At 63.6% G+C, this 25,873-nt stretch carries 21 protein-coding genes; 14 read left to right on the forward strand and 7 right to left on the reverse strand.

All coding sequences use genetic code 11. The annotated features are described in order from the left end of the window. Positions 1-14 precede the first annotated feature (14 nt). From KU43P_RS05200 to gap, 5 genes are all read right to left on the reverse strand, one after another. Positions 15-608: a biliverdin-producing heme oxygenase gene (locus KU43P_RS05200; protein WP_317661351.1), complete on the reverse strand. Its 594-nt coding sequence runs from the start codon at positions 606-608 to the stop codon at positions 15-17. Between the two features lie 195 nt (positions 609-803). After that, positions 804-3,392 carry a TonB-dependent receptor gene (locus tag KU43P_RS05205; RefSeq protein WP_317661352.1) on the reverse strand — a complete coding sequence of 863 codons (2,589 nt, stop codon included), beginning with the start codon at positions 3,390-3,392 and terminating at the stop codon, positions 804-806. A gap of 126 nt (positions 3,393-3,518) precedes the next feature. Further along, the gene (locus KU43P_RS05210; protein ID WP_317661353.1) at positions 3,519-4,481 is read right to left on the reverse strand and encodes a FecR family protein; all 963 of its coding nucleotides are present in this window, start codon (positions 4,479-4,481) and stop codon (positions 3,519-3,521) included. Between the two features lie 90 nt (positions 4,482-4,571). Next, positions 4,572-5,084, reverse strand: coding sequence for an RNA polymerase sigma factor (locus tag KU43P_RS05215; protein ID WP_317661354.1), 513 nt, complete (start codon positions 5,082-5,084; stop codon positions 4,572-4,574). Between the two features lie 188 nt (positions 5,085-5,272). Next, positions 5,273-6,274: a type I glyceraldehyde-3-phosphate dehydrogenase gene (gap, locus tag KU43P_RS05220; protein ID WP_317661355.1), complete on the reverse strand. Its 1,002-nt coding sequence runs from the start codon at positions 6,272-6,274 to the stop codon at positions 5,273-5,275. A 264-nt stretch (positions 6,275-6,538) separates the two neighbouring features. On the opposite strand from gap, the gene edd reads away from it, so the two are divergent. The 11 genes from edd (at position 6,539) to KU43P_RS05275 (ending at position 19,785) form a co-directional block, all read left to right on the forward strand. Next, on the forward strand, positions 6,539-8,365 hold the full coding sequence (edd, locus tag KU43P_RS05225) for a phosphogluconate dehydratase (protein ID WP_317661356.1): 1,827 nt from the start codon (positions 6,539-6,541) through the stop codon (positions 8,363-8,365). Next, positions 8,362-9,321 (forward strand): glucokinase, encoded by a 960-nt coding sequence (locus KU43P_RS05230; RefSeq protein ID WP_317661357.1) that lies wholly within the window; start codon positions 8,362-8,364, stop codon positions 9,319-9,321. Before edd ends, KU43P_RS05230 begins: the two co-directional genes overlap by 4 nt. Positions 9,322-9,496: 175 nt before the next feature. Beyond that, a complete protein-coding gene (gltR, locus tag KU43P_RS05235) occupies positions 9,497-10,222 on the forward strand; it encodes a two-component system response regulator GltR (RefSeq protein WP_317661358.1) in 726 nt (241 codons plus the stop codon). Further along, positions 10,203-11,657: an ATP-binding protein gene (locus KU43P_RS05240; protein ID WP_317661359.1), complete on the forward strand. Its 1,455-nt coding sequence runs from the start codon at positions 10,203-10,205 to the stop codon at positions 11,655-11,657. Before gltR ends, KU43P_RS05240 begins: the two co-directional genes overlap by 20 nt. 107 nt (positions 11,658-11,764) lie before the next feature. Further along, positions 11,765-12,976 (forward strand): AGE family epimerase/isomerase, encoded by a 1,212-nt coding sequence (locus KU43P_RS05245; protein ID WP_317661360.1) that lies wholly within the window; start codon positions 11,765-11,767, stop codon positions 12,974-12,976. Positions 12,977-13,079: 103 nt separating this feature from the next. Then, the gene (locus KU43P_RS05250) at positions 13,080-14,366 is read left to right on the forward strand and encodes an ABC transporter substrate-binding protein (protein WP_317661361.1); all 1,287 of its coding nucleotides are present in this window, start codon (positions 13,080-13,082) and stop codon (positions 14,364-14,366) included. A gap of 164 nt (positions 14,367-14,530) precedes the next feature. Next, positions 14,531-15,439 carry a carbohydrate ABC transporter permease gene (locus KU43P_RS05255; protein WP_317661362.1) on the forward strand — a complete coding sequence of 303 codons (909 nt, stop codon included), beginning with the start codon at positions 14,531-14,533 and terminating at the stop codon, positions 15,437-15,439. Next, the gene (locus KU43P_RS05260; protein ID WP_317661363.1) at positions 15,432-16,271 is read left to right on the forward strand and encodes a carbohydrate ABC transporter permease; all 840 of its coding nucleotides are present in this window, start codon (positions 15,432-15,434) and stop codon (positions 16,269-16,271) included. Before KU43P_RS05255 ends, KU43P_RS05260 begins: the two co-directional genes overlap by 8 nt. Before the next feature lie 3 nt (positions 16,272-16,274). Then, on the forward strand, positions 16,275-17,429 hold the full coding sequence (locus tag KU43P_RS05265; RefSeq protein ID WP_317661364.1) for an ABC transporter ATP-binding protein: 1,155 nt from the start codon (positions 16,275-16,277) through the stop codon (positions 17,427-17,429). A 41-nt stretch (positions 17,430-17,470) separates the two neighbouring features. Continuing rightward, positions 17,471-18,814: a carbohydrate porin gene (locus tag KU43P_RS05270; protein ID WP_317661365.1), complete on the forward strand. Its 1,344-nt coding sequence runs from the start codon at positions 17,471-17,473 to the stop codon at positions 18,812-18,814. 116 nt (positions 18,815-18,930) lie between these two features. Further along, positions 18,931-19,785 carry a D-hexose-6-phosphate mutarotase gene (locus KU43P_RS05275; RefSeq protein ID WP_317661366.1) on the forward strand — a complete coding sequence of 285 codons (855 nt, stop codon included), beginning with the start codon at positions 18,931-18,933 and terminating at the stop codon, positions 19,783-19,785. On the opposite strand, the gene hexR is transcribed toward KU43P_RS05275, so the two are convergent. Next, positions 19,778-20,641, reverse strand: a complete 864-nt coding sequence (gene hexR, locus KU43P_RS05280; protein WP_317663737.1) for a DNA-binding transcriptional regulator HexR — start codon at positions 20,639-20,641, stop codon at positions 19,778-19,780. The genes KU43P_RS05275 and hexR overlap by 8 nt on opposite strands. Positions 20,642-20,852: 211 nt before the next feature. Here hexR and zwf point away from each other — a divergent pair, with 211 nt between their 5' ends. Genes zwf through KU43P_RS05295 form a run of 3 tightly spaced genes read left to right on the forward strand, consistent with a single transcriptional unit; the run spans position 20,853 to position 23,714 of the window. Continuing rightward, positions 20,853-22,322, forward strand: coding sequence for a glucose-6-phosphate dehydrogenase (gene zwf, locus KU43P_RS05285; protein WP_317661367.1), 1,470 nt, complete (start codon positions 20,853-20,855; stop codon positions 22,320-22,322). After that, positions 22,309-23,022: a 6-phosphogluconolactonase gene (gene pgl, locus KU43P_RS05290; protein ID WP_317661368.1), complete on the forward strand. Its 714-nt coding sequence runs from the start codon at positions 22,309-22,311 to the stop codon at positions 23,020-23,022. The genes zwf and pgl overlap by 14 nt, the downstream gene beginning before the upstream one ends. 17 nt (positions 23,023-23,039) lie before the next feature. Next, positions 23,040-23,714, forward strand: a complete 675-nt coding sequence (locus KU43P_RS05295) for a bifunctional 4-hydroxy-2-oxoglutarate aldolase/2-dehydro-3-deoxy-phosphogluconate aldolase (protein ID WP_317661369.1) — start codon at positions 23,040-23,042, stop codon at positions 23,712-23,714. 239 nt (positions 23,715-23,953) lie between these two features. On the opposite strand, the gene leuA is transcribed toward KU43P_RS05295, so the two are convergent. Continuing rightward, positions 23,954-25,627: a 2-isopropylmalate synthase gene (gene leuA / locus KU43P_RS05300; protein ID WP_317661370.1), complete on the reverse strand. Its 1,674-nt coding sequence runs from the start codon at positions 25,625-25,627 to the stop codon at positions 23,954-23,956. Between the last annotated feature and the right edge of the window lie 246 nt (positions 25,628-25,873).

Here is a 25,873-nt window from a genome sequence, read left to right on the forward strand (position 1 = left end):
CCGGGTGATGCGTATCAGGCCAGCGCGGCGTCAGCGGCGTAGGCATGCTTGAGCAGTTCGGTGAAACGCTCGAAGGCGGCGACTGCACCGCGTTCGGCAGCAGCGTCTTCTTCGTCCGACAGCGTCAGGCCATCGAGGATACGGGTGAACTGCTTCCAGCCTTCGGCACGGCCACCGGCCGGTTCGCCCAGGTGGCGAGCACCGAAACTGTCGGACAATTCCAGCGCCACGGCACGCTTGATCAGAAACGCAGCGCCCAGTTTGGAGCCTTCGGAGACGAAGATCCAGCCCAAGGCCTCACCCAGGCTCGGCTTCTGCAGCGCGCCGGGTACCGCTGCCGGCACTTCGGTGTCGAGGTCGGCGAGGTCAAGGCGGGCCTGCTCGGCGCGGCAGCGCTCTGCCAGGTCGGGGACGATGGCAATCAGTTGCGGGTCGTTGTACAGGGCCTGCAGTTCGGACTGGAACAGGTACTGGGCGACGACGAAGCGGGCGAAGCTTTCGCGGCTGTCGAATGGCTTGTGGGATTTGACCAGGGCGTCGAGCTCGGTGTGCGGGGCGTGGGTGACCTGGTTGAGGCGTTGCGAGCGCAGGGCTGGGCGGTCGGTCATGGGGTGGTCCTTGGAAAATGAGGGCGTCTAGTGACAAGACGAAGCAACGGGGTGGGGAGAGTAAAAAAATGCGATCTTGGGTGGTTTGTGCTGGCCTCATCGCCGGCAAGCCGGCTCCCACAGGTACACCACAAGTCTTGAAATCTGTGGTGTACCGGTGGGACCCGGCTTGTCAGGCGATGGGGCCTGATCGGATCAGATGTCCCACACCACATTGATGGCGAAGTTACGCCCCGGCATGGTCAGGCGATCCAGGTTGGCCGGCTGAGTCACAGCGGCCTCGCCCTGGCCGTCGTAGCCGCGCACGTCATCCCACTGCCAGTACTTCTTGTCGGCCAGGTTGTAGAGCCCGGCATTGACCGTCACATCGTCGGTGACTTTGTAGAAGCCAGTCAGGTCCAGCACGCCGTAGCCCGGCGTGCGGAACTGCGAGCTCGCGCCGTCGGGGGCGAAGAAGGTGGTGTCGTCGACGCGGGTCTTGCGCTTGACCAGGGTCCAGCTCAACAGGCCGCCGTAGTTCGGCTGCTCATAGCCCAGGCCGAACACGCCGGTCAGCGGGTTGACGCTGTTCAGCGGCTGGCCGTTGTCATCGTTGCGACCGTGGGCGTAAGCGATCGAGCCCTGGGTGTAAAGACCCTGCGGTGCACCGAAGTGGTCGAGGTTGAGGCGGCCCTTGACCTCGGCACCCTTGATGGTGGCGTGCTTGATATTGTTGGCCTGGAAGGTGGTGCCCAGGTTGGCCGACTGCACGGCGTCTTCGTCGATGAAGTCGCGGTACTTGTTGTAGAACACCGCAGCGCTGAAGTTGCCGGCATCGAAGTTGCCGCGCAGGCCGGTTTCGTAGCTCTTGCTCTTTTCCGGCTCGAGCCCTGGGTTGCCGCGCACGCTGTAGCCCAGGCTCGGGTTCTCGAAGCGGCCGTACATTGATTTGGCGGTCGGTGTGCGGAAGCCTTCGGCGTACTGGCCGTACCAGGTGTAGTGGTCGTTGAAGGCGTAGGTCAGGCCGAACTTCGGCGATACGCGGTGCCACTTCTTGTCCGAGTCGTCGAGTTCGGTAGGCGCCGTGCCCGACCCCTGAATGCCGCGCAGGAATTCGTCGGTGAACTTGGGCTCCATGCGCGTGTAGTCATAACGGGCACCGGGCAGGAAGGTCCAGTTGTTCCAGCGGATTTCATCCTGCACGAACAGGCTGTAAGTGTTGACCGTCGGATCCGGGAAGTCGCTGACCAGTGCCTGGCCGTCGCGCGGGCTGTCCTGGCCGATCGCCGTGCAGCCACCACCAATGGCCACGCAGGTGCCGGAGCCGCTGCGTGAACCGGTCACTTCTTCATGCTTGATCGTGGTGCCGTAGGTCAGCAGGTGGTCGGTCTGGCCAAGGCTGAAGGCTTTGTCCAACTGAGCGTCGAAGACCCATTGGCGGTCTTTGTAGGTGGTCTGGCGGTCGCGGAACACTTGCCGTCCCGAGGCGACATACAGCTCATCCGTGCGTTGGTCGGTCTTGGCAATCTGATAGTTGAGGCTCCATTTGACATGGTCGGCGACCAGGCTATCGAGGCCGAACTCGTGGTTGATGCCAAAGCGCTCGCGGGTGACGGTGTCGTTGCCCTGGCGCATGCGGTAGGCGTTCATCCCGCCGAAGCCTGGAATGAAAGGCCCGCCTACGGCACTGAGGATGTTCTGGTCGCGGTCATCCTTGTAGCGCTCGTAGGTGAAACCCAGGCGCGCATCGTCGGCGTAGTTCCAGCCGAGCTTGGCTAGCACGTTGGTGGTGCGCACATCTTCCGGGTTGGCTTCGGTACGGGAAAGGCCGGTGCCGCCGTGCTCGCCATAGGATTCGGTTTCATGGCCGTTGCGCTGGCTCAGGTGCAGCAGGCCGTCGAAGTCGCCCTGGCGGCCGGCCACGGTGGCCGAGGTCAGCCAGCTTTCGTCTGCCGAGCTGTAGCCGGTCTTCAAACGTGCACCCACGTCCTTGCCGGGCTTGATGATGTCGTCCGGGTCGAGGGTGAAGTAGCTCACCGCGCCGCCGATGGCATTGCTGCCGTACAGCACCGAGGCCGGGCCGCGGAGGATTTCCACGCGCTTGACGATCTCGGGGTCGACGTAGTTGCGCTGGGTCTGGGCGTAGGGGCCGTAGAAAAAGCTGTCCGGGATCGACACACCGTCGACCTGGGTCAGGATGCGCTCACCGTCGATGCCGCGGATGTTGTAGCCGTTCAGGCCGCTGCGCTGGCCCACACCACCGACCGAGACGCCTGGCTCGTAACGCACCAGTTGCTTGATGTCGTTGACGTTCTGCCGGTCCAGTTGCTCGCGGGTCTGCACGCTCACGGTGCTCGGTACCTGGCTCACGTCCTGGGCGCTGCGGGTAGCGCTGACGGTCATCTGCTGCAGGGCGATGGCGTTGCCCGCCGACTGGCGCTCCAGTACCACGTTGCCGTTGCTGATCTTGCGATAGCCCAGGCCCGTGCCTTGCAGCAGACGTTTGAGCGCGGCTTCCGGCGCCAGAGAACCCTGCACGCCAGGCGATGCCACGCCGTCGGCCAGCTCTGCGCTGAAACCGACCTGCCAGCCGGTGACCTGGCTGAAGGCATTGATTGCTTCGACCAAAGGCTGCTGGGCGATGCTGAAGCGGTAGTCGCCCATGCGCGGGCTGCTGGCCTGGGCTGGTTCTGCAGCCAGCGCCGGCAAGCTGCAGGCGCCGCTGGCGAGCAGGGCCAGCGTCAGCAGCGACAGTTGCCCTGTACGGCGGGGAAGGGTGGACGGGCGAGTTGGACCTGTGGACATCGAAAGCGCTCCCTGACGCGCGAACTGTTATAGGTGATGACCGTTCCTGTTTTGAAACAAGAATCAGTTGCATTGGCTATAACGAGACGGACGGGGCAGCGCGATCGCGTAAAAATAAATTTCAGGTCAGTTGAGGATCACCACGGCAGGGTATTCGTGTAGCTGCGCCGAGGTGATGTGAGCCAAGGCGCGCAGGGTCTCCAGGGGCTGGTCGAGGCGGTAGTTGCCGGTCACGGCCATGTCATCGAGGTGGCTGTTGCGGTTTATGATCCAGCCAGGGTAGTAACGCCGCACTTCGGCCAGTACCTGGCTCAGCGGGCAGTTCTCGAACACCAGGCGGCCTTCGACCCAGGCCAGGTCCTTGTGCATGTCTGGCCGCTGGCGCTCGCCGAAGCCCTGGGGGCCGACACTTATGCTGTCGCCGGCGCTGAGGCGGATTCGCTGGTCGCTGGCGGCTTGCAGGTCGACATCGCCGCGTTGCACGCGGACCTGCGCTTCGCCATCGAGGAAGCGCACGGCGAAATCGGTGTCGCGCACCTGCGCGCGCAGCGGGCCGGCCTGAACCTCCAGGGGCATTTGCGCACCGCCTGCTACCTGGAAATACGCCTCGCCTTGCAGCAAGCGCGCCACCTGGCGGCCCTCACGCACGTCGCTGGCGAACGCCGAGTTGGTGTTGAGCAGCACCTTGGCGCCGTCATCGAGTTGCACACGCTGGCGCTCGCCAACCACGGTCAGGTGGTCGGCCTGCAGGCGCACCGGCAGGTTGCCGACAGTGAACAGCCCGACCAGCAGCACGGCTGCAGTGGCCAGGGGTTTCCAATGGCTGCGCAGGCGACCGCGCAAGGACCGCCGCCGACCGTGGTGCATCTGGGTGGCGGCCTGGCGCAGTGGCGTGCCGTTCCACAGGGCCTCGGCCTCGACGTAGGCCTCGGCATTTTCCGGGGCCGCACTGAGCCACTGCTCGAAGGCCAGGGTATCGGCGTCGCTGGCGCATTGCAGGCGAACGAGCCAGTCTAGTGCCTCGTCCATCGCACGGGCGCGGGCGTCGAGCCCGGCGGCAGACGGGCGAGTGACGGGGCTGTCGGTCACGGTGAGTCCTTGAATGGAATTTTTCGAATGATCAAGGCTAAGGCGGGACGTGGCAAGGGCTTCGGTTCATTCAGGCGGCCAACGGTCGGCTCATTTGAGGCGATCGGCCACGCCCATGCAGATGGCCATGATCAGTTTCAGTTCCTTCTGAACTGTACTGGCCGAAACCTTGAGTTGATCGGCAATTTCCAGGTAGCTGGCGCCGTGCAGGCGGCTGAGGATGAAAATCCGTTGCTGGCGCTCGGTGAGCTGGTTGAGGCTGACGCTCAGGTGCTTGAGCAACTGCTCGGCATGAGCGGCGTCCTCGCTGCTGCTCAGCGGCGCTGCGACATTGTGCAGGACGTCGTCGGGCACATCGTCTACCAGCATGCGCGCTTGCACCCGGCGTGTGCGCAGATGGTCCAGGGCCAGGTTGCGGGCGGTCTGGAAGACGAACGGTTCGAGGTGCTCGATGGGCCGTTCGCCGAGGGCACGGGAAACCCGCAGGTAGGTCTCCTGAAGCAGGTCCTCGGCAGTGCTGGGGTTGCCCACCATGCGCTGCAAGGTACGCAGCAGGGAAAGGCGCTGGACAAGGAAGACGGAGTTGAACCGGGACTGATTCACGGGGGGACCTGGCCGACGAAAGGTGAATGATAATGCTTATCATCTTGTCTGTAGGTCAAGCCTGGAAGTGTTATGGAAAAGTAAAGATTGTAGTTTTCCGGGGCGGCCCTATCGCCGGCAAGCCGGCTCCCACAGGTTGGGTCCGGTTCCTGTGGGAGCCGGCTTGCCGGCGATAGGGCCAATGCAGATCAGCGGGCGTTGCACAACGCCAGGCAGTTATCCAGCATGCGGTTGGAGAAGCCCCACTCGTTGTCGTACCAGGCCAGTACCTTGAGCATCCGCCCATTGGCGCGGGTGTGGTTGGCATCGAAGATCGACGACAGCGGGTTATGGTTGAAGTCGCACGACACCAGCGGCAAGGCGTTGTAACCGAGCACCTTGGAATGCAGGCTTGCCTCCTGGAACAACTGATTGACCTGCTCGGCAGTGGCCTCGCGCCTGAGGTTGACGGTGAGGTCGACCAGCGACACGTTGATCACCGGCACCCTCACGGCCATGCCGGTCAATTTGCCGGCGAGCTCTGGCAGCACCAGGCCCACGGCCTCGGCGGCGCCGGTCTTGCTCGGGATCATCGACTGGGTCGCGGAGCGGGCACGGTACGGGTCGCTGTGGTAAACATCGGTCAGCACCTGGTCATTGGTGTAGGCATGGATAGTGGTCATCAAACCCTGCTCGATACCGAATTCGCGGTGCAGCACCTGAGCGATCGGCGCCAGGCAGTTGGTGGTGCAAGAGGCGTTGGAGATGACCTGGTGCGAAGCGCGCAGGATGTCATGGTTGACCCCGTACACCACCGTGGCGTCGGCGCCCTTGGCCGGCGCCGAGACGATCACCTTGCCAGCCCCCGCAGCCAGGTGTGCGGCCGCCTTGGCGCGGTCGGTGAACAGCCCGGTGCATTCGAACACCACGTCGATCGCCTCGGCCTTCCAGGGCAGTTCGGCCGGGTTGCGGATGGCACTCACGGCGATGCGGTCGCCGTTTACCGTCAGGCTTTCGTGATCGGCCTCGACCGATGCAGCGAATGTGCCGTGCACGCTGTCGAACTTGAGCAAGTGAGCGTTCATCGCGCTGTCGCCCAGGTCGTTGATGGCGACGACCTGCAGGTCCTGGCGGTAGCCTTGGGTATAGAGTGCGCGCAGGATGTTGCGCCCGATGCGTCCGAATCCGTTGATGGCGATGCGTAGGGTCATGGCAGTACCTCTGGCAGTCCGAGTGAAACCTGTGACACAAAGTAGCTTCACTGAAACGGTTTTGTTGTTGGAATTACAAGATTATTCACTGAGAGATAGAAAACAAGCCTTTTTGCTGGCAGTATTTTGTTTAAATATACAACGAGCGGTCGAGCAAGCCGTCTCCGTCGATTCACTGGGCCTCTTACCTTGAGCCTAGGTCGCAATCGTTTGGAGGGGAAATGCCTGGTAAACCGCCCTAATCGTTAGCCTGGAGTCCAGTACATGCACCCGCGCATCCTTGAGGTCACCCAACGGCTGATCGAACGCAGCCGTGCCACCCGTGAACGCTACCTGAAGCTCATTCACGGTGCGGCCAGTGACGGACCCATGCGGGCCAGCCTGCAGTGCGCCAACTTCGCCCACGGCGTGGCTGGGTGTGGCGCCGAAGACAAGCAGAGCCTGCGGCTGATGAACGCGGCCAACGTGGCCATCGTCTCGGCCTACAACGACATGCTGTCGGCCCACCAGCCCTACCTGCACTTCCCCGAACAGATCAAGAAGGCCCTGCGCGAGGTCGGCTCGGTCGGCCAGTTCGCCGGTGGGGTGCCGGCCATGTGCGATGGCGTGACCCAAGGCGAGCCCGGCATGGAGCTGGCCATCGCCAGCCGTGAAGTGATTGCCATGTCCACCGCAGTGGCGCTGTCACACAACATGTTCGACGCCGCGCTCATGCTCGGCATCTGCGACAAGATCGTGCCTGGCCTGATGATGGGTGCGCTGCGCTTCGGCCATCTGCCGACCATCTTCGTCCCCGGCGGGCCGATGGTGTCGGGCATTTCCAACAAGCAGAAGGCCGATGTGCGCCAGCGCTATGCCGAGGGCAAGGCCAGCCGCGAGGAGCTGCTGGAGTCGGAGATGAAGTCTTACCACGGCCCCGGCACCTGCACCTTCTACGGCACCGCCAATACCAACCAGCTGGTGATGGAAGTGATGGGCCTGCACCTGCCGGGTGCCTCGTTCGTCAACCCCTACACCCCGCTGCGCGATGCCCTCACCGCCGAGGCTGCGCAGCAGGTCACGCGTCTGACCAAGGCCAGCGGCAGCTTCATGCCCCTGGGCGAGATCGTCGACGAGAAGGCGCTGGTCAACTCGATCGTGGCCCTGCACGCCACGGGCGGCTCCACCAACCACACCCTGCACATTCCGGCCATTGCCCAGGCCGCCGGCATCCAGCTTACGTGGCAAGACATGGCCGACCTCTCCGAGGTGGTGCCGACCCTGTCCCACGTCTACCCCAACGGCAAGGCTGACATCAACCACTTCCAGGCGGCAGGCGGCATGGCTTTCCTGATCCGCGAGCTGCTTGATGCCGGCCTGTTGCACGAAGATGTAAACACCGTGGCTGGCCACGGCTTGCGTCGCTATACCCAGGAGCCGTTCCTCGACAACGGCAAGCTGGTATGGCGCGAAGGCCCGCTGCAGAGCCTGGACGAGAGCATCCTGCGCCCGGTGGCGCGGCCGTTCTCGGCCGAAGGCGGCCTGCGGGTGATGGAAGGCAACCTCGGTCGCGGGGTGATGAAAGTGTCTGCCGTGGCCCCTGAGCACCAGGTGGTGGAAGCCCCGGCGCGGATCTTCGATGACCAGCAATCGTTGGCCGATGCGTTCAAGGCTGGCGAGCTGGAGTGCGATTTCGTCGCCGTGGTGCGCTTCCAAGGGCCGCGTTGCAACGGCATGCCGGAACTGCACAAGCTGACGCCGTTCCTCGGCGTGCTGCAGGACCGCGGCTACAAGGTGGCGCTGGTGACCGACGGGCGCATGTCCGGCGCTTCGGGCAAGATCCCGGCAGCCATCCATGTGTGCCCCGAAGCGTTTGACGGTGGCCCGCTGGCACGGGTGCGCGATGGTGATATCGTGCGCGTCGATGGTGTCGAAGGCACGCTGCAGGTGAGGGTGTCGGCCGAGGAATTGGCCAGCCGCGACCTGCCGGCACCGCCCCAGGGCAACGACCTGGGCTGCGGCCGCGAGTTGTTCGGCTTCATGCGCATGGCGTTCAGCCCGGCAGAGCAGGGTGCAAGCGCCTTCACCTCGGCCCTGGAGAACCTCAAATGAAAGACTTGCTGGTTGGCGACATCGGTGGCACCAACGCCCGCTTTGCCATGTGGCGCGGCAACCAGCTGCATGAGGTGAAGGTCTTCGCCACGGCGGACTACACCAGCCCCGAGCAGGCTATCGAGGCGTACCTGGATGACCAAGGCATTGCCCGCGGTGGATTGTCGGCGGTATGCCTGGCGGTGGCCGGGCCGGTCGATGGTGATGAGTTTCGCTTCACCAACAACCATTGGCGGCTGAGCCGCAGTGCCTTCTGCAAGACCTTGCAGGTCGAGCGGCTGATGCTGATCAACGACTTCTCGGCCATGGCCCTGGGCATGACGCGTCTGAAGCCCGGTGAATACCGCGAGGTGTGCCCCGGCCAGGCCGACCCGGTGCGGCCGGCGCTGGTGATCGGCCCGGGCACTGGGCTTGGCGTCGGCAGCCTGCTGCGTCTGGGCGAGCAGCGCTGGCTGGCACTCCCAGGCGAGGGCGGGCATGTGGATCTGCCCGTGGGCAATGCCCGCGAGGTGGCGATCCATCAGCAGATACACCAGCAAATCGGCCACGTCAGCGCCGAGACAGTGCTCAGTGGTGGTGGCCTGGTGCGCCTGTACCAGGCCATTTGTGCGCTGGACGGTGACACACCACGACACAAGACGCCTGCGCAGATTACCGATGCCGCCTTGAGCGGCGAGCCAGGGGCGTTGGCGGTGGTCGAGCAGTTCTGCCGCTTCCTCGGACGGGTAGCCGGTAACAATGTGCTGACCCTGGGCGCGCGGGGTGGGGTCTATATTGTCGGCGGCGTGATTCCGCGTTTTGCCGAGCTGTTCCTGCGCAGTGGCTTTTCTGCGAGCCTTGCCGACAAGGGCTGCATGAGCGGGTACTTCGCCGGGGTGCCGGTGTGGCTGGTGACGGCGGAGTTTTCCGGGTTGCTGGGCGCAGGGGTGGCCTTGCAGCAGGCGCTGGAGCATTGATTTGACAATGGGGCTGCTTCGCAGCCCAATCGCTGGCAAGCCAGCTCCTACAGGTGCTGTGTGATCCCTGGGGGCACGGTGTCTGTAGGAGCTGGCTTGCCAGCGATTGGGGCGCGAAGCGGCCCCTGAAACAGGCAACAAAGACCTGTGACAACAACAAGAGGGGCGGGACACCTTGAGCACTGCCGGTAAATCGATCCTGATGGTCGACGACGACCAGGAAATTCGCGAGCTCCTGCAAACCTACCTGAGCCGCTGCGGCCTGCAGGTGCATGCCGAAGCCGACGGCCAGGGCTTTCGCCGGGCGCTGGAAAACACCGCGTGCGACCTGGTCATCCTCGATGTGATGCTGCCCGACGAAGATGGCTTCAGCCTCTGCCGCTGGGTGCGCCAGCACCCCCGCCAGTCGCGGGTACCGATCATCATGCTGACGGCCAGTTCCGACGAAGCCGACCGTGTCATCGGCCTGGAGCTGGGTGCCGACGACTACCTCGGTAAGCCTTTCAGCCCGCGCGAGCTGCAGGCACGAATCAAGGCCCTGCTGCGCCGCGCGGAGTTCGGCCAGGCAGCGCCGCCCAGCGCCGTACTGGCCTTCGATGAGTGGCGCCTGGACACGGTCAGCCATCGCCTGTTCCACCGTGACGGTGAAGAGGTGATTCTCTCGGGCGCCGACTTTGCCCTGCTCAAGCTGTTTCTCGATCACCCCCAGCAGATCCTCGACCGCGATACCATCGGCAACGCCACCCGTGGCCGCGAGCCGATGCCGCTGGACCGCATCGTCGACATGGCCGTCAGCCGCCTGCGCCAGCGGCTGCGTGATACCGACAAACCACCCCGGTTGATTCGCACTGTGCGTGGCAGTGGCTACCTGTTGGCGGCGCATGTCTGCTGTGCGAGCTGAGCGGCGCTGGCGCCTGTTGCCACGCTCGTTGCTGGGGCGGATGCTGCTGCTGACCCTGCTGGTGGTGCTGCTGGCCCAGGGGCTGTCCAGCGTGATCTGGGTTGCCCAACTGCGTGCCAGCCAGTTGCAGGGCTTGCGCGCCAGCGCCAGCAGCCTGGCCCATTCCATGAGCGCCAGTGTCAGCTACTTCCGCTCCTTGCCCGTGGGCTATCGGCCCATGGTGCTCGACCAGCTGCGCAGCATGGGCGGTACGCGCTTTTTCGTCTCGCTCAACGACAAGCCGCTGGACATGCCGGTATTGCCCGTCACGCCGCGCAAGCAGGCGGTCATCGACGTGTTCCAGCAAGTGTTGCACGAACGCCTGGGCGCGCAGATGGACATCTCGGTAGAGTTCGTCGGCCCGGATGACCTGCGCATCTTCAACAGTGGCTTGAAGCTCGACGAACTGCCTCGCTCCTGGGCGCACTATTCCCTGACGCTGGAACCGCTCAACCCGCCCGTTCTGGTTACTCAGATTCGCCTCGGCGAGGGCGAGTGGTTGTACATCGCATCGCTGTTGCCCGAGCCGTACACCAGCCTTGAGGCCGAACGCCTGCCGCGCCAGCAGATCGGCTTCATCGTGCTGACCACCGCCTTGCTGCTGCTGTTCATCGGCCTGCTGGTGCACTGGCAGAGCTGGCCGCTCAAGCGCCTGGCCCGCGCCGCCCGCGAACTGTCGCTAGGCGCCGATGTGGCGCCGGTGGCCGAGGGAGGCGGCAGCGAGGTGGTCGAGGTGGGGCGGGCCTTCAACAGCATGCGCGAGCGCATCAGCCGTTACCTTACCGAGCGTTCGCAGTTGTTCAGCGCGATCTCCCATGACCTGCGCACGCCGATCACGCGGTTGCGGCTGCGTGTGGAACTGCTGGAGGACGAACGTCTGCAGGCCAAGTTCAGCCAGGACCTGGACGAGTTGGAACTGCTGGTCAAAGGCGCGCTGCAATGCGTTAAGGACACCGATATCCACGAGAACATCGAGCCGATCGACCTCAATCAGGTGCTGGAAATCCTCGCCGAGCCGTACCTGGGCGATGGCCGCATCACGGTCGAGGGCCAGGCCCTGGCGCCGTACCCGGGCAAGCCGCTGGCGGTGCGGCGGTGCATCGGCAACCTGATCGACAATGCCATCAAATATGGTGAACGGGCCCGCCTGCGCATCATCGACAGCGCCGAAGCCTTTGTGCTGCAGGTCGATGACCAGGGGCCGGGCGTTCCGCAACAGCGCCTGGAGCAGGTGTTCGAGCCGCATTTCCGGCTGGCCGGTCAGCAGCAGGGTTATGGCCTGGGCCTGGGGATCGCGCGCAACATCGCCCACAGCCATGGCGGTGAGGTGAGTTTGCTGAACTTGCGCGAGGGTGGGTTGCGGGTGACGTTGTACCTGCCGCGGGGCGTCGACTGACACAGGCAAGTGTCACCGGTTTGTGACACAGCCACTGGCCTTCGTGACATTCCAGCCAGGACGGCTGGCTAGACTCTGCAAACTTTTGGCATGGATGAAGCCATAACATGGACCACCTGGATTTTCCCACCGAGCCCTGGCTCATTGCCGAAGGCCAGCGCTTGTTGGCTTTCGCCAAGGCCTCGCGGGTACCCCTCGGCTTCGCCAGCCTTGATGCGAACGGCGAGCTGGCACCTTTGGCCGCAGCCGAAACGCTCATCACCGCCCGCATGACCCACAGCTTCGCCCTGGCCCACCTGCAGGGCGAGCCCGATTGCCTGGCCTTGGTCGAGCATGGCGTAGCCGCCTTGCGTGGGCCTTTGCACGATGGCCAGAACGGTGGCTGGTTCACCACGCCCTTCGGGCACCCCGATCAGCGCAAGGCCGCCTACCTGCATGCCTTCGTCGCCCTGGCCGCCAGCTCCGCCGTGGTGGCCGGCGCACAGGGCGCGCAAGGGTTGCTGGTGGATGCGATCCGCGTCATCGAGGCGCATTTCTGGAGTGAGGAAGAAGGCGCGCTGCACGAGTCATTCGCCACGGACTGGCTGCAGCCCGAGGCCTACCGCGGCGCCAACAGCAACATGCACGCCCTTGAGGCGTTTCTGGCGCTGGCCGACGTCACTGGCGACACCCTCTGGCTCGATCGCGCCCTGCGCATCGCCGAGCGCATCATTCACCGCCACGCCGCCGCCAACGGATACCGTGTCATCGAGCATTTCGACGCGCACTGGCAACCCTTGCCCGACTACAACCGCGAACATCCCGCCGACCACTTCCGCCCCTATGGCACCACCCCAGGCCATGCCTTCGAGTGGGCGCGCCTGCTTCTGCACCTGGAGGCGGCGCGGCGCTTGGCTGGGCTCGAAGCGCCCGAGTGGTTGCTGGGCTGTGCCCGTGGCCTGTTCGACAGTGCCTGCCGGCTGGCGTGGGGCGTCGATGGCGAAGCAGGCCTGGTCTACACCCTGGATTGGGATGATCGGCCACGGGTGCGCGAGCGCCTGCATTGGGTGCATGCCGAAGCCTGCGCCAGTGCCGTGGCCCTGCTGCGGCGCACTGGCGAGCAACCCTACGCGCAGTGGTATCGCCGCTTCTGGCGGTTCATCGACCGCCATTTCATCGACCGCAGCGCCGGTAGCTGGCATCACCAGCTCGACCCAGCAAATCAGCCAGCCGGCACCATCTGGGCCGGCAAGCCGGACCTTTACCACGCCTATCAGGCCGTACTGCTGCCAAGGCTCGCGCTGGCACCCAGCCTGGCGTGCAATGTAACCAAACGATGACATTCACGCATCGCTTCGTTACCTGGCGCAGCGAGCACTCTGTTTAGACTCCATGCAATGCAAGCGACAGACTTGCCCGCATAACAACAAGAAAGGTACTCCGATGAACTCCACGCTCCGTCTCGCTGCCGCGATCTCCCTTGCATCAGTCTTCCCGCTCAGTGCCCTGGCCGCCGACTCCAAAGGCAGCGTCGAGGTAGTGCACTGGTGGACCTCCGGTGGCGAAAAGGCCGCCGTCGATGTGCTCAAGGCCCAGGTCGAGAAAGATGGTTTCACCTGGAAGGACGGCGCGGTTGCCGGTGGCGGCGGCGCCACGGCGATGACCGTGCTCAAGAGCCGCGCCGTGGCCGGCAACCCGCCGGGCGTGGCCCAGATCAAGGGGCCGGACATCCAGGACTGGGCAGCCACCGGCCTGCTCGATACCGATGTGCTCAAGGATGTGGCCAAGGAAGGGAAGTGGAACACGCTGCTCGACAAGAAAGTCGCCGACACCGTCAAGTACCAAGATGACTACGTGGCCGTACCGGTGAACATCCACCGCATCAACTGGCTGTGGATCAACCCCGAGGTGTTCAAGAAGGCCGGCATCGACAAGGCGCCGACCACCCTCGATGAATTCTACGCGGCCGCCGACAAGCTCAAGGCCGCCGGTTTCATTCCACTCGCCCATGGTGGCCAGCCCTGGCAGGACAGCACCGTGTTCGAAAGCGTGGTGCTCTCGGTGATGGGTGTGGACGGCTACAAGAAAGCCCTGGTCGACCTCGATGACGCGACGCTAAAAGGGCCGGAAATGGTCAAGTCGCTGACCGAGCTGAAGAAGGTCGCCACCTACATGGACCCGGACGGCAAGGGCCAGGACTGGAATTTGGAAGCGACCAAGGTGATCAACGGCAAGGCCGGCATGCAGATCATGGGCGACTGGGCCAAGAGCGAGTGGACGCTGGCGAAGAAGGTCGCCGGCAAGGACTACGAGTGCGTGGCGTTCCCGGGCACCCAAAAGGCCTTCCTGTACAACATCGACTCGCTGGTGGTGTTCAGGCAAAAAGACCAGGGCACGGCCGCAGGTCAGCAGGACATCGCGAAGAGGGTCCTGGATGAAAACTTCCAGAAGGTCTTCAGCACCAACAAGGGCTCGATTCCGGTGCGAAACGACATGCTCGCCGACATGGGCAAGTACGGATTCGACACCTGCGCACAGACCTCTGCCAAGGATTTCCTTGCCGATGCCAAGAGCGGCGGCCTGCAGCCGAGCATGGCGCACAACATGGCCACCACCCTGGCCGTGCAGGGTGCGTTCTTCGATGTGGTAACCAACTACATCAACGACCCCAAGGCCGACCCGGCCGATGCGGCGAAGAAGCTGGCAGCGGCGGTGAAGGCGGCCAAGTGAAGGCCTGACGGCCTCATCGCCGGCAAGCCGGCTCCCACAGGTACTTCGCCGATTTCGAAAGCAGCGCTCCCTCACCTGTGGGAGCTGGCTTGCCAGCGATGAGGCCAGTACTGACAACACAAGAGGCAGTGCTCGACACTGCCCAGCCTTCGGGTAGACAACCCATGACTACAGCAACCGCCCAACTGCGGGCCTCCCCCCTGGACGCGTTGCAGCGCTGGCTACCCAAGCTGGTGCTGGCGCCGAGCATGTTCATCGTCCTGGTGGGCTTCTACGGCTACATTCTCTGGACGTTCGTCCTGTCCTTCACCACCTCGACCTTCCTCCCCACCTACAAGTGGGCAGGCCTGGCGCAATACGCCCGCCTGTTCGACAACGACCGCTGGTGGGTGGCGAGCAAGAACCTGCTGCTGTTCGGCGGCCTGTTCATCGCCATCAGCCTGGCCATCGGTGTGTTGCTGGCGGTGCTGCTCGACCAGCGCATACGCCGCGAAGGTTTCATCCGTACCATCTACCTCTACCCCATTGCGCTGTCGATGATCGTCACCGGCACCGCCTGGAAGTGGCTGCTCAACCCCGGCATGGGGCTGGACAAGCTGCTGCGCGACTGGGGCTGGGAGGGTTTTCGCCTGGATTGGCTGATCGACCCCGACCGGGTGGTGTACTGCCTGGTGATCGCTGCTGTCTGGCAGGCCTCTGGCTTCATCATGGCGATGTTCCTCGCCGGCCTGCGCGGTGTCGATCCATCGATCATCCGCGCCGCACAGATCGACGGTGCGAGCTTGCCGCGCATCTACTGGAGCGTGGTGCTGCCCAGCCTGCGCCCGGTGTTCTTCAGTGCGTTGATGATCCTCTCGCATATCGCCATCAAGAGCTTCGACCTGGTGGCGGCAATGACCGCCGGTGGCCCGGGGTACTCGTCCGACCTGCCGGCAATGTTCATGTACTCGTTCACCTTCAGCCGCGGCCAGATGGGCATGGGCTCGGCCAGCGCCATTCTCATGCTCGGGGCGATCCTGGCGATCCTCGTGCCGTATCTATACTCGGAGCTGCGGAGCAAACGCCATGCATAGCCCTGCTGCAAAATTGAGCCTGAGCCGCATCGCCATTCACGCCGTGCTGCTAGCGGCCGTGCTGCTCTACCTCGTGCCGCTGGTGGTGATGCTGCTGACCAGTTTCAAGACCCCGGAAGACATCAGCAGCGGTAACCTGCTGAGCTGGCCCGCCGTGTTTAGCGGCATCGGCTGGGTCAAGGCCTGGGACACGGTCAGTGGCTATTTCTGGAACTCGATCATGATCACCGTGCCGGCGGTACTGATCTCAACCGCCATCGGGGCGCTGAACGGCTATGTGCTGTCGATGTGGCGCTTTCGCGGTTCGCAGCTGTTCTTCGGCTTGCTGCTGTTCGGTTGCTTCCTGCCGTTCCAGACCGTGCTGCTGCCGGCCTCGTTCACCCTGGGCAAGCTGGGGTTGGCCAGCACCACCGAGGGCCTGGTGCTGGTGCATGTGGTCTACGGCCTGGCGTTCACCACGCTGTTTTTCCGCAACTTCTACGTCAGCGTGCCCGATGCGCTGGTCAAGGCCGCACGCCTGGACGGCGCCGGCTTCTTCACCATCTTTCGCCGCATCATCCTGCCGATGTCGACGCCGATCATCATGGTCTGCCTGATCTGGCAGTTCACCCAGATCTGGAACGACTTCCTGTTCGGCGTGGTGTTCTCCAGCGGCGATTCGCAACCGATCACCGTGGCCCTGAACAACCTGGTCAATACCAGCACCGGAGCCAAGGAATACAACGTCGACATGGCGGCGGCGATGATCGCCGGCCTGCCAACCCTGCTGGTCTACGTGGTGGCAGGCAAGTATTTCGTCCGCGGGCTCACTGCCGGCGCCGTCAAGGGGTAAGTCATGGCAACACTTGAACTTCGCAATGTGAACAAGACCTACGGCAGCGGCCTGCCGGACACCCTCAAGGACATCCAGCTGTCGATCAAGGACGGCGAATTCCTGATCCTGGTCGGCCCTTCGGGCTGTGGCAAATCGACCTTGATGAACTGCATCGCGGGGCTGGAAAACATCACCGGCGGGGCGATCCTCATCGACGAGCAGGACGTCAGCGGCATGAGCCCCAAGGATCGGGACATTGCCATGGTGTTCCAGTCCTACGCGCTGTACCCGACCATGAGCGTGCGCGAGAACATCGAGTTCGGCCTGAAGATTCGCAAGATGCCGCAGGCGGCCATCGACGAGGAGGTGGCGCGGGTGGCCAAGCTGCTGCAGATCGAGCACTTGCTGGCGCGCAAGCCGGCGCAGCTCTCCGGTGGTCAGCAGCAACGGGTGGCCATGGGCCGGGCGCTGGCGCGGCGGCCGAAGATCTACCTGTTCGACGAACCGCTGTCGAACCTCGACGCCAAGCTGCGAGTCGAGATGCGCACCGAAATGAAGCTGATGCACCAGCGCCTTAAGACCACCACGGTTTACGTCACCCACGACCAGATCGAGGCCATGACCCTGGGCGACAAGGTGGCGGTAATGAAGGACGGCATCATCCAGCAGTTCGGCACTCCGCAGCAGATCTACAACGACCCGGCCAACCAGTTCGTCGCCAGCTTCATCGGCTCGCCACCGATGAATTTCATTCCGGTACGCCTGACCCGTCAGGACGGGCGCCTGCTGGCCCTGCTCGACAGTGGCCAGGCCCGATGCGAGCTCCCTCTGGGAATGGCCAGTGAAGGGCTGGAGGGGCGTGAAATCATCCTCGGTATCCGCCCGGAGCAAATCACGCTGGGTAGCGGGGAGGGTAATGGCCTGCCAGGCATCCGCGCCGACGTGCAGGTCACCGAGCCTACCGGGCCGGACTTGCTGGTGTTCGTAACCCTCAACCAGACCAAGGTCTGCTGCCGCCTGGCGCCGGATGTGGCGTGCCGGGTTGGTGACAGCCTGCACCTGCAGTTCGACCCGGCGCGGGTGCTGCTGTTCGACGCCGCCACCGGCGAACGCCTGGGCTTGGGCAGCGGCAACGCTTCAGTGAAGGACAACGTGGCTCACTTCAAGAGCCGTTGAATCGTCTACACCATCAATAAGAAAAAAGAGGACGCAAAGGGATGGAACAGCGCAATCGCATCAGAACCTTGGGCTCGCTGGCCTTGCTCGCTGCGGTCGGCAGCAGTGGCGTGCAGGCCGCCGAGGCCTTTTCCAGCGAGTCGAAATGGATGACCGGCGACTGGGGCGGCACCCGCACCGAACTGCTGGAGAAAGGCTACGACTTCACCCTCGATTACGTCGGTGAAGTGGCCGGCAACCTCAACGGCGGCTACAACGACGACAAGACCGCCCGCTACAGCGATCAGTTCGCCCTTGGTGCCCACCTCGACCTGCAGAAGATCCTTGGTTGGCATGATGCCGAATTCAAACTGGCGATCACCGAGCGCAGCGGCCGCAACCTGTCCAACGACCGCATCAGCGACCCGCGTGCCGGGCAGTTCAGCTCGGTGCAGGAGGTGTGGGGGCGAGGCCAGACCTGGCGTCTGACGCAGATGTGGGTCAAGCAGAAGTACTTCGACGGCGCTCTGGATGTGAAATTCGGCCGCTTCGGCGAGGGCGAGGACTTCAACAGCTTCCCCTGCGACTTCCAGAACCTGGCCTTCTGCGGTTCGCAGGTGGGTAACTGGGTGGGCGGCATCTGGTACAACTGGCCGGTCAGCCAGTGGGCGCTGCGGGTCAAGTACAACATCACCCCCGACTTCTTCGTCCAGGTCGGCGCCTTCGAGCAGAACCCCTCGAACCTGGAAACCGGCAACGGCTTCAAACTCAGCGGCAGCGGTACCAAGGGTGCGATCCTGCCGGTGGAAATGGTCTGGTCGCCCAAGGTCAACGGCCTGCCGGGTGAATACCGTCTGGGCTACTACTACAGCACGGCCAAGGCCGACGACGTGTTCGATGACGTCAACGGCAACCCGCAGGCGCTGACCGGTGCAGACTTCAAGTCACATTCGAGCAAGCACGGCTGGTGGGTGGTGGCGCAGCAGCAGGTCACGGCCCATGCCGGCGACGTCAACCGCGGTCTGAGCCTGTTCGCCAACTTCACCGTTCACGACAAGGCCACCAACGTGGTCGACAACTACCAGCAGGTCGGCCTGGTCTACAAGGGTGCCTTCGATGCCCGTCCCAAGGACGATATCGGCTTCGGCGTGGCGCGCATTCACGTCAACGACGATGTGAAGAAACGTGCCGAGCTGCTCAATGCCCAAAGTGGCATCGACGACTACGACAACCCAGGTTTCGTGCCGCTGCAGCGTACCGAGTACAACGCCGAACTCTATTACGGCTTCCACGTCACCAACTGGCTCACCGTGCGGCCCAACCTGCAGTACATCAAGAGCCCGGGTGGCGTTGACGAGGTGGACAACGCGCTGGTCGCCGGCCTGAAGATTCAGTCGTCATTCTGAGCAGATTTGTTGTAAATTTACGCCAATCCAATTCGGCTCCCGGCATCCACTGGCTTGCAGTGGTTGTCGGGAACAGGCCGAGACAGCGCTATCTCAAACAACAAGAGCTTGGAACCATGCCCGAACATCCGCTACATCGCTTCTTTACCTCGCAACGGCCCAGGCCGACATTCGAGTGGGAGCGTTACCAGCAGCGCGATGTGCTGATCATCGATCACCCTCGCTGCCAGGCGGCCTTCAGCCGCCAGGGCGCGCAACTGCTGCACTTCCAGCCCGCCGGTGAACGGCCCTGGCTATGGTGCGCCGAGCAGTGGCCGCAGGTGGGGGCAATTCGCGGTGGTGTGCCGGTGTGCTGGCCCTGGTATGGCCGCCACCCCAGTGAAGACCTGTGGCCGGCCCATGGTTGGGCACGCTTGCTGGACTGGAAGCTGGTGGACAGCCGCGAAGACGAGGAGGGCGTGACGCTCAAGTGGCGGCTCGACGTGTGCGACTGGCAGGTGGACTTGCAGGCAAGGCTGGGCAGCCGCATGGAGTTGAGCCTGAGCACCGAGCACCAGGACAGTGAACCTTGCCAGTTGAGCCATGCTCTGCTGGCCTACTGGCGTATCAGTGACGTTTCCGAGATAGCGCTGTCTGGGCTCGAGGATATCGAAGGCTACGACCGCCTTAACCGTCAGGCCTGCCGGGAAGACGGTGCCTTGAAGGTCAAGGGCGGATGCCAGAAGGTCTACCCCGGCACGCCGCGGGTGCAGTTGCAGGACCCGGCGTGGCAGCGTGAGCTGTGCATCGACACCGGCGATAGCGATGACACCGTGGTCTGGCACCCTGGCAACCGCCCGTTGATGGGCGTGAGTGGGCGGGAGAGCCAGGGTTTCGTCTGCGTCGAGGCCGCCAGCGGCAGCGGCGAAGGCCTGAGCTTGGCGCCAGGCCAGCGCGCCCATCTGCGCTTGCAGGCGCACCGGCTCAGTTGAGTTCGTCGTCCTCGATCGGGTAGCGGCTGGCGTTGAGGCTTTCCTTGATCTTGCGCAGGTGTGGCTGGAAGTCCACGCCGCGGCGCAGGGTCATACCGGTGGCCAGCACGTCGAGCACGGTGAGCTGGATGATCCGCGAGGTCATCGGCATGTAGATGTCGGTGTCTTCCGGCAGCGGAATGTGCAGGCTCAGGCTGCAAGCCTGGGCCAGTGGCGAGCCGGCGGCGGTCAGGCCGAGCACCGAGGCGCCGTTTTCCCGCGCCAGGCGTGCCACCTCGACCAGCTCGCGGGTGCGCCCGGTGTAGGAGATGATCACGAACAGGTCGCCGGTGTGAGCCACCGAGGCCAGCATGCGTTGCATCAGTACGTCGGCATGAGCCGACACCGCCAGGTTGAAGCGGAAGAACTTGTGCTGGGCGTCGAGGGCCACCGGGGCCGAGGCGCCGAGGCCGAAGAAGTGGATCTGCCGGGCCTGGATCATCATGTCCACGGCGCGGCTGACCTGCTGCGGGTCGAGTTGCTGGCAGGCGGCGTCGAGCGAAGCGATGGCGCTGCCGAAGATTTTCTGCGTGTAGGCCGCCGGGTCATCGTCGGCCTCCACCGCACGGCTGACGTAGGCTGCGCCGCTGGCCAGGCTCTGCGCCAGTTGCAGCTTGAGCTCCGGGTAGCCGCTGACGCCGAATGAGCGGCAGAAACGGTTGACGGTCGGCTCGCTGACCTTTGCCGCCTGAGCCAGCGCGGCAATGCTGAAGCGGGTGGCTTGTTGCGGGTTGAGCAGAATGACTTCGGCGACTTTGCGTTCGGCCTTGTTCAGCTCGTCGAGGCGTCCCTGGATCTGCTCCAGGAGGTTTCGCACGCGGTCCATGGGGGTGTCCTTGGGTCGGAAAGACAGCCGGCTGACGGAGCAGCAGGCTTCTTGCAGGGTCCTGTATCGTACTGTTGGTGCGGGTGGCGCACCACTTGTCTGTAATCTTAGTGTGTAATGTTGTGGTTTTTACTACATTATTCCTTGAAAACCGTATGTGAAAGCGGTATTCCTAGACCAACTTTAGGAAAGAACCAACATCATGGCTGCGATCAGTGTCGAACCTTGCACCTTTGCCCTGTTTGGCGCCTTGGGCGACCTGGCATTGCGCAAGTTGTTTCCCGCGCTCTATCAGCTCGACCGTGCCAATCTGCTGCATGCCGATACTCGGCTGCTGGCGTTGGCCCGCGAGGCTGGTAGCGCGCAGGAGCATTTGAATACCATCGAAGCCCACTTGCGCCGGCACGTCTCGGAAGGTGACCTGGAGCCCGCGGCGCTGGGGCGTTTCCTTGGCCGCCTGAGCTACCAGCATCTGGACTTCCTGCAGCCTGAGGGCTACCAGGCCCTGGCTGAGCAGGCGCCCGGCGAGTTGCCGTTGATCGCCTACTTCGCGACGGCCGCCGCCGTGTATGGCGCCATCTGCGAAAACCTCGACAGGGCCGGCCTGGCTACGCGCACCCGGGTCGTGCTGGAAAAGCCCATTGGCCACGACCTGGAGTCGTCGCGCCGGGTCAACGATGCCGTGGCGCGCTTTTTCCCGGAAAGCCGGGTGTACCGCATCGACCACTATCTGGGCAAGGAGACGGTGCAGAACCTGATCGCCCTGCGCTTTGCCAACAGTCTGTTCGAAACCCAGTGGAACCAGAACTCGATCTCCCATGTGGAGATCACCGTGGCCGAGAAGGTCGGCATCGAAGGCCGCTGGGGCTATTTCGACAAGGCCGGGCAGTTGCGCGACATGATCCAGAATCACCTGTTGCAGTTGTTGTGCCTGATCGCCATGGACCCGCCCAGCGACCTGTCGGCCGACAGCATCCGTGACGAGAAGGTCAAGGTGCTCAAGGCGCTGGCGCCGATCACGGGCGATGGGCTGAGCACTCGCGTGGTGCGTGGCCAGTACATTGCCGGCTACAGCGACGGCAAGGCGGTGCCCGGCTACCTGGAAGAAGACAACGCCAACGCGCAGAGTGACACCGAGACGTTTGTCGCCCTGCGTGCCGACATCCGCAACTGGCGTTGGTCTGGCGTGCCGTTCTACCTGCGTACCGGCAAGCGCATGCCGCAGAAGCTGTCGCAGATCGTCATCCACTTCAAGGAAACGCCGCACTACATCTTTGCCCCGGAACAGCGTTTGCAGATCGGTAATAAACTGATCATCCGCCTGCAGCCGGACGAAGGTATCTCTCTGCGGGTGATGACCAAGGAACAGGGGCTGGACAAGGGCATGCAACTGCGTAGCGGCCCGCTGCAACTGAATTTTTCCGACACCTGGCGCACTGCACGGATTCCGGATGCCTACGAGCGCTTGCTGCTCGAAGTGATGCGCGGCAACCAGAACCTGTTCGTGCGCAAGGACGAGATCGAGTACGCCTGGAAGTGGTGCGACCAGCTCATAGCGGGCTGGCGCAACGCAGGCGATACCCCCAAACCTTACGCGGCCGGTTCCTGGGGGCCAATGAGCTCGATTGCACTGATCACTCGTGATGGGAGGGCGTGGTATGGGGATATCTGACCTGAAATTGCCGGCAACCGTTAGGGCGCATGCGCTGGCCGACGCCGGGACGCTTTCGACAACCCTGGCCGCTGACGTGGCCGAGCGTCTGCGTGCCGCGATCAGCGGCAAGGGCCAGGCCTGCCTGGTGCTTTCCGGCGGCCGTAGCCCGGTGCCGTTTCTTGAGCAGTTGGCAACCGAGACGCTGGACTGGTCGAAGGTCACCGTCAGCCTGGCTGACGAGCGCTGGGTGCCGGTCGAGCATGCCGACAGCAACGCAGGCCTGCTGGCTCGCCATCTGTTCCAGGGCGCTGCGGGCAAGGCGCGTTTCATTAGTTTGTATCGGCAGGCCGAGAGCCTTGAGGCTGCAGCTCAAAGTGCCGACCAGGCCCTGGCCGAACTGCCAGCCATCGATGTGCTGGTGCTCGGCATGGGTGACGACGGCCATACCGCGTCGCTGTTCCCTGGCAGCCCCAACCTGGCCTCAGGCCTGGACCGCGACAGCCAGCGACGTTGCCTGGCGATGCTGGCGCCGAGCGTACCGCATCAGCGCCTGTCGATGACCCGCTCGCTGCTGGCCAGCGCCGCTTTCATCGCACTGTCCGTGCAAGGCCCGGGCAAACTCGCTACCCTGCGCGCCGCGCTGGCGGGCAACGACCCATCCGAAATGCCGATTCGCGCCTTTCTTCACGACCCCCTGGACATCTACTGGTGCCCATGAGCCAAGGATCCACTGTCATGACCACCCTCGAACGCCCACAGCCCAAGCTCTCGATGGCCGAGAAAGCCGCCCGGATCGACGCGATCTGTGGCGCGGCGCGTATCTTGCCGGTAATCACCATCGCCCGCGAAGAAGACATCCTGCCCCTGGCCGATGCCCTGGCTGCCGGCGGCATCCGTACCCTGGAAGTGACCCTGCGCTCGCAGCATGGCCTGAAGGCGATCCAGGTGTTGCGCGAGCAGCGCCCGGAGTTGTGCGTTGGCGCCGGCACGGTGCTCGATCGCAGCATGTTCGCTGCCGTTGAAGCGGCGGGTGCCCAATTTGTCGTGACGCCGGGCATCACCCAGGACATTCTCGAAGCCGGTGTGGACAGCGAGATTCCGCTGCTCCCAGGCATCAGCACGCCATCGGAAATCATGATGGGCTACGCCCTGGGTTACCGCCGCTTCAAGCTGTTTCCGGCGGAAATCAGTGGTGGCGTAGCAGCGATCAAGGCCTTTGCCGGGCCGTTTGGTGATATCCGCTTCTGCCCGACCGGTGGGGTAAACCCGGCCAATGTGCGCAATTACATGGCTTTGCCCAACGTGATGTGCGTGGGTGGAACCTGGATGCTCGACAGCGGCTGGATCAAGAACGGCGACTGGGCACGGATCGAGGCGTGCAGCGCCGAGGCCATGGCCTTGCTGGACTGAAATTGAATTTGTTGTGTGCTTTACGGCTTATGGGGCGCTTGGTCGGCGCCCCTTTTTTTGCCTGCAGGTTTTGTGCGGCAGCGTCAGGCCCTCTCGGCGGCAAGCCGGCTCCCACAAGGTCGCCACAGATCTCAACAACGGTGGAGTACCTGTGGGAGCCGGCTTGCCGGCGATAAGGCCAGTACAGGCAAAAAAAAGGCCCGCATCCAGGATGCAGGCCTTGGTCTTTGCGAAGCTGCTTACGCCGCCTTGGCCTCTTGCTGGCTCAGTGAGCGGTTCAGTGCACTGAACAGTGCCTTGAAGCTTGCGGTGGTGATGTTTTCGTCGATACCCACGCCGTGCACCGGGCGACCACCGGCCACGCGCAGCTCGATGTAGGCCGCTGCCTTGGCGTTGGTACCGGCGCCAATGGCGTGCTCGTTGTAGTCCATGATTTCCACGGCGATTGGCAGGCCGGCAACCAGGGCTTCCAGGGCGCCATTGCCCTTGCCGCGCCAGTGCAGGGTGGTTTCGCCTTCACCGGCGACTTCCACTTCCACGGCGCTGTGGCCGTTTTCTTCCTGCAGGCGATGGCTGACCAAGGCGTACGGGCTGTTGGCCTGGAGATATTCCTTGTGCAGCAGGCTGTAGATCTGCTGGGCGGTCATTTCCAGGCCCAGGCGGTCGGTTTCACCCTGCACTACCTGGCTGAATTCGATCTGCATGCGGCGCGGCAGGCTGATGCCATATTCCTGTTCGAGCAGGTAGGTGATACCACCCTTGCCAGACTGGCTGTTGACGCGGATGACCGCCTCGTAGCTGCGGCCGATGTCGGCCGGGTCGATCGGCAGGTACGGCACTTCCCACAGTTCGCCTTCCTGCTGCTTGGCGAAGCCCTTGCGGATGGCGTCCTGGTGCGAGCCGGAGAACGCGGTGTGCACCAGGTCGCCGACATACGGGTGACGTGGGTGAACCGGCAGTTGGTTGCATTCTTCGACCACCTTGCGCACGCCGTCGATGTCGGAGAAGTCCAGTTGCGGGTCGATACCCTGGGTGTAGAGGTTCAGCGCCAGGGTTACCAGGTCGACGTTGCCGGTACGCTCGCCGTTGCCGAACAGGCAGCCCTCGGCGCGGTCGGCGCCGGCCATCAGGCCCAGCTCGGTGGCGGCGATGCCGGTGCCACGGTCGTTGTGGCAGTGCAGGCTGATGATCACGCTGTCACGGCGGCTGACGTTGCGGCAGAACCACTCGATCTGGTCGGCGTAGATGTTCGGCGTGGCGACTTCCACAGTGGCCGGCAGGTTGAGGATGACCTTGTGCTCAGGGGTCGGGTTCCACACCTCGATGACCGCGTCGCAGACTTCCTTGGCGAACTCCAGTTCGGTGGCGCTGAAGGTCTCGGGTGAGTACTGGAAGGTCCAGTGGGTTTCCGGCTGCTGGGCGGCATATTTGACGAACAGCTTGGCTGCGTTCACCGCGATGTCCTTCACGCCTTGCTTGTCCTGGTTGAAGACGATGCGGCGGAACGACGGGCTGGTGGCGTTGTACAGGTGGACGATGGCCTTCTTGGCACCGCGCAGCGACTCGAAGGTGCGGGCGATCAGGTCCTCACGGGCCTGGGTGAGCACCTGGATGGTGGTGTCGTCCGGGATGTGGCCATCTTCGATCAGGGTGCGCACGAAGTCGAAGTCGGTCTGCGACGCGGATGGGAACGAGGCTTCGATTTCCTTCACGCCAACCTGCACCAAAGTCTTCCAGAAACGCAGCTTCTTCTCCGAGTCCATCGGCTCGATCAGCGACTGGTTGCCATCACGCAGGTCGGAGCTGCACCAGATCGGCGCCTCGGTGATGGTCTTCGACGGCCAGGTACGGTCCGGCAGGTCGATGGTCGGGAAAGCGCGGTACTTCTTCGATGGGTCTTTGAGCATGGTCATGGAAGCAATCCTTTTGTGTGCGGCCGAGATCGGGCCTGCCGAGCGATAACGAGATGAAGAGGCGAGGCGACGCGATTCAACCTGGTAGTCGGGCGCTGACCAGGCAGAGGCTGCGATGTTGTCGGAGCAGGATGAGGGTGCTGAAGGTTTTCATGCCTTCAACCCTAACCAGTGGGGTGGGGGATGGCAAGTGCTGGCGGAAAATTGAGAGGAATGCTTAAAAAAAGCTTAATGACGAGATTTTAT

This window comes from Pseudomonas sp. KU43P (assembly GCF_033095865.1).
Taxonomy (GTDB): Bacteria; Pseudomonadota; Gammaproteobacteria; order Pseudomonadales; family Pseudomonadaceae; genus Aquipseudomonas.

Bases quoted from the DNA above. Each gene is read 5' to 3' on its own strand.
- pgl (WP_317661368.1), top strand. From the start codon at position 22,309: ATGGGGATATCTGACCTGAAATTGCCGGCAACCGTTAGGGCGCATGCG.
- edd (WP_317661356.1), top strand. From the start codon at position 6,539: ATGCACCCGCGCATCCTTGAGGTCACCCAACGGCTGATCGAACGCAGC.
- KU43P_RS05260 (WP_317661363.1), top strand. From the start codon at position 15,432: ATGCATAGCCCTGCTGCAAAATTGAGCCTGAGCCGCATCGCCATTCAC.
- KU43P_RS05240 (WP_317661359.1), top strand. From the start codon at position 10,203: ATGTCTGCTGTGCGAGCTGAGCGGCGCTGGCGCCTGTTGCCACGCTCG.
- KU43P_RS05255 (WP_317661362.1), top strand. From the start codon at position 14,531: ATGACTACAGCAACCGCCCAACTGCGGGCCTCCCCCCTGGACGCGTTG.
- KU43P_RS05230 (WP_317661357.1), top strand. From the start codon at position 8,362: ATGAAAGACTTGCTGGTTGGCGACATCGGTGGCACCAACGCCCGCTTT.
- gap (WP_317661355.1), bottom strand. From the start codon at position 6,274: ATGACCCTACGCATCGCCATCAACGGATTCGGACGCATCGGGCGCAAC.
- KU43P_RS05270 (WP_317661365.1), top strand. From the start codon at position 17,471: ATGGAACAGCGCAATCGCATCAGAACCTTGGGCTCGCTGGCCTTGCTC.
- KU43P_RS05265 (WP_317661364.1), top strand. From the start codon at position 16,275: ATGGCAACACTTGAACTTCGCAATGTGAACAAGACCTACGGCAGCGGC.
- KU43P_RS05245 (WP_317661360.1), top strand. From the start codon at position 11,765: ATGGACCACCTGGATTTTCCCACCGAGCCCTGGCTCATTGCCGAAGGC.
- leuA (WP_317661370.1), bottom strand. From the start codon at position 25,627: ATGACCATGCTCAAAGACCCATCGAAGAAGTACCGCGCTTTCCCGACC.
- KU43P_RS05205 (WP_317661352.1), bottom strand. From the start codon at position 3,392: ATGTCCACAGGTCCAACTCGCCCGTCCACCCTTCCCCGCCGTACAGGG.
- KU43P_RS05295 (WP_317661369.1), top strand. From the start codon at position 23,040: ATGACCACCCTCGAACGCCCACAGCCCAAGCTCTCGATGGCCGAGAAA.
- KU43P_RS05275 (WP_317661366.1), top strand. From the start codon at position 18,931: ATGCCCGAACATCCGCTACATCGCTTCTTTACCTCGCAACGGCCCAGG.
- KU43P_RS05250 (WP_317661361.1), top strand. From the start codon at position 13,080: ATGAACTCCACGCTCCGTCTCGCTGCCGCGATCTCCCTTGCATCAGTC.
- zwf (WP_317661367.1), top strand. From the start codon at position 20,853: ATGGCTGCGATCAGTGTCGAACCTTGCACCTTTGCCCTGTTTGGCGCC.
- KU43P_RS05200 (WP_317661351.1), bottom strand. From the start codon at position 608: ATGACCGACCGCCCAGCCCTGCGCTCGCAACGCCTCAACCAGGTCACC.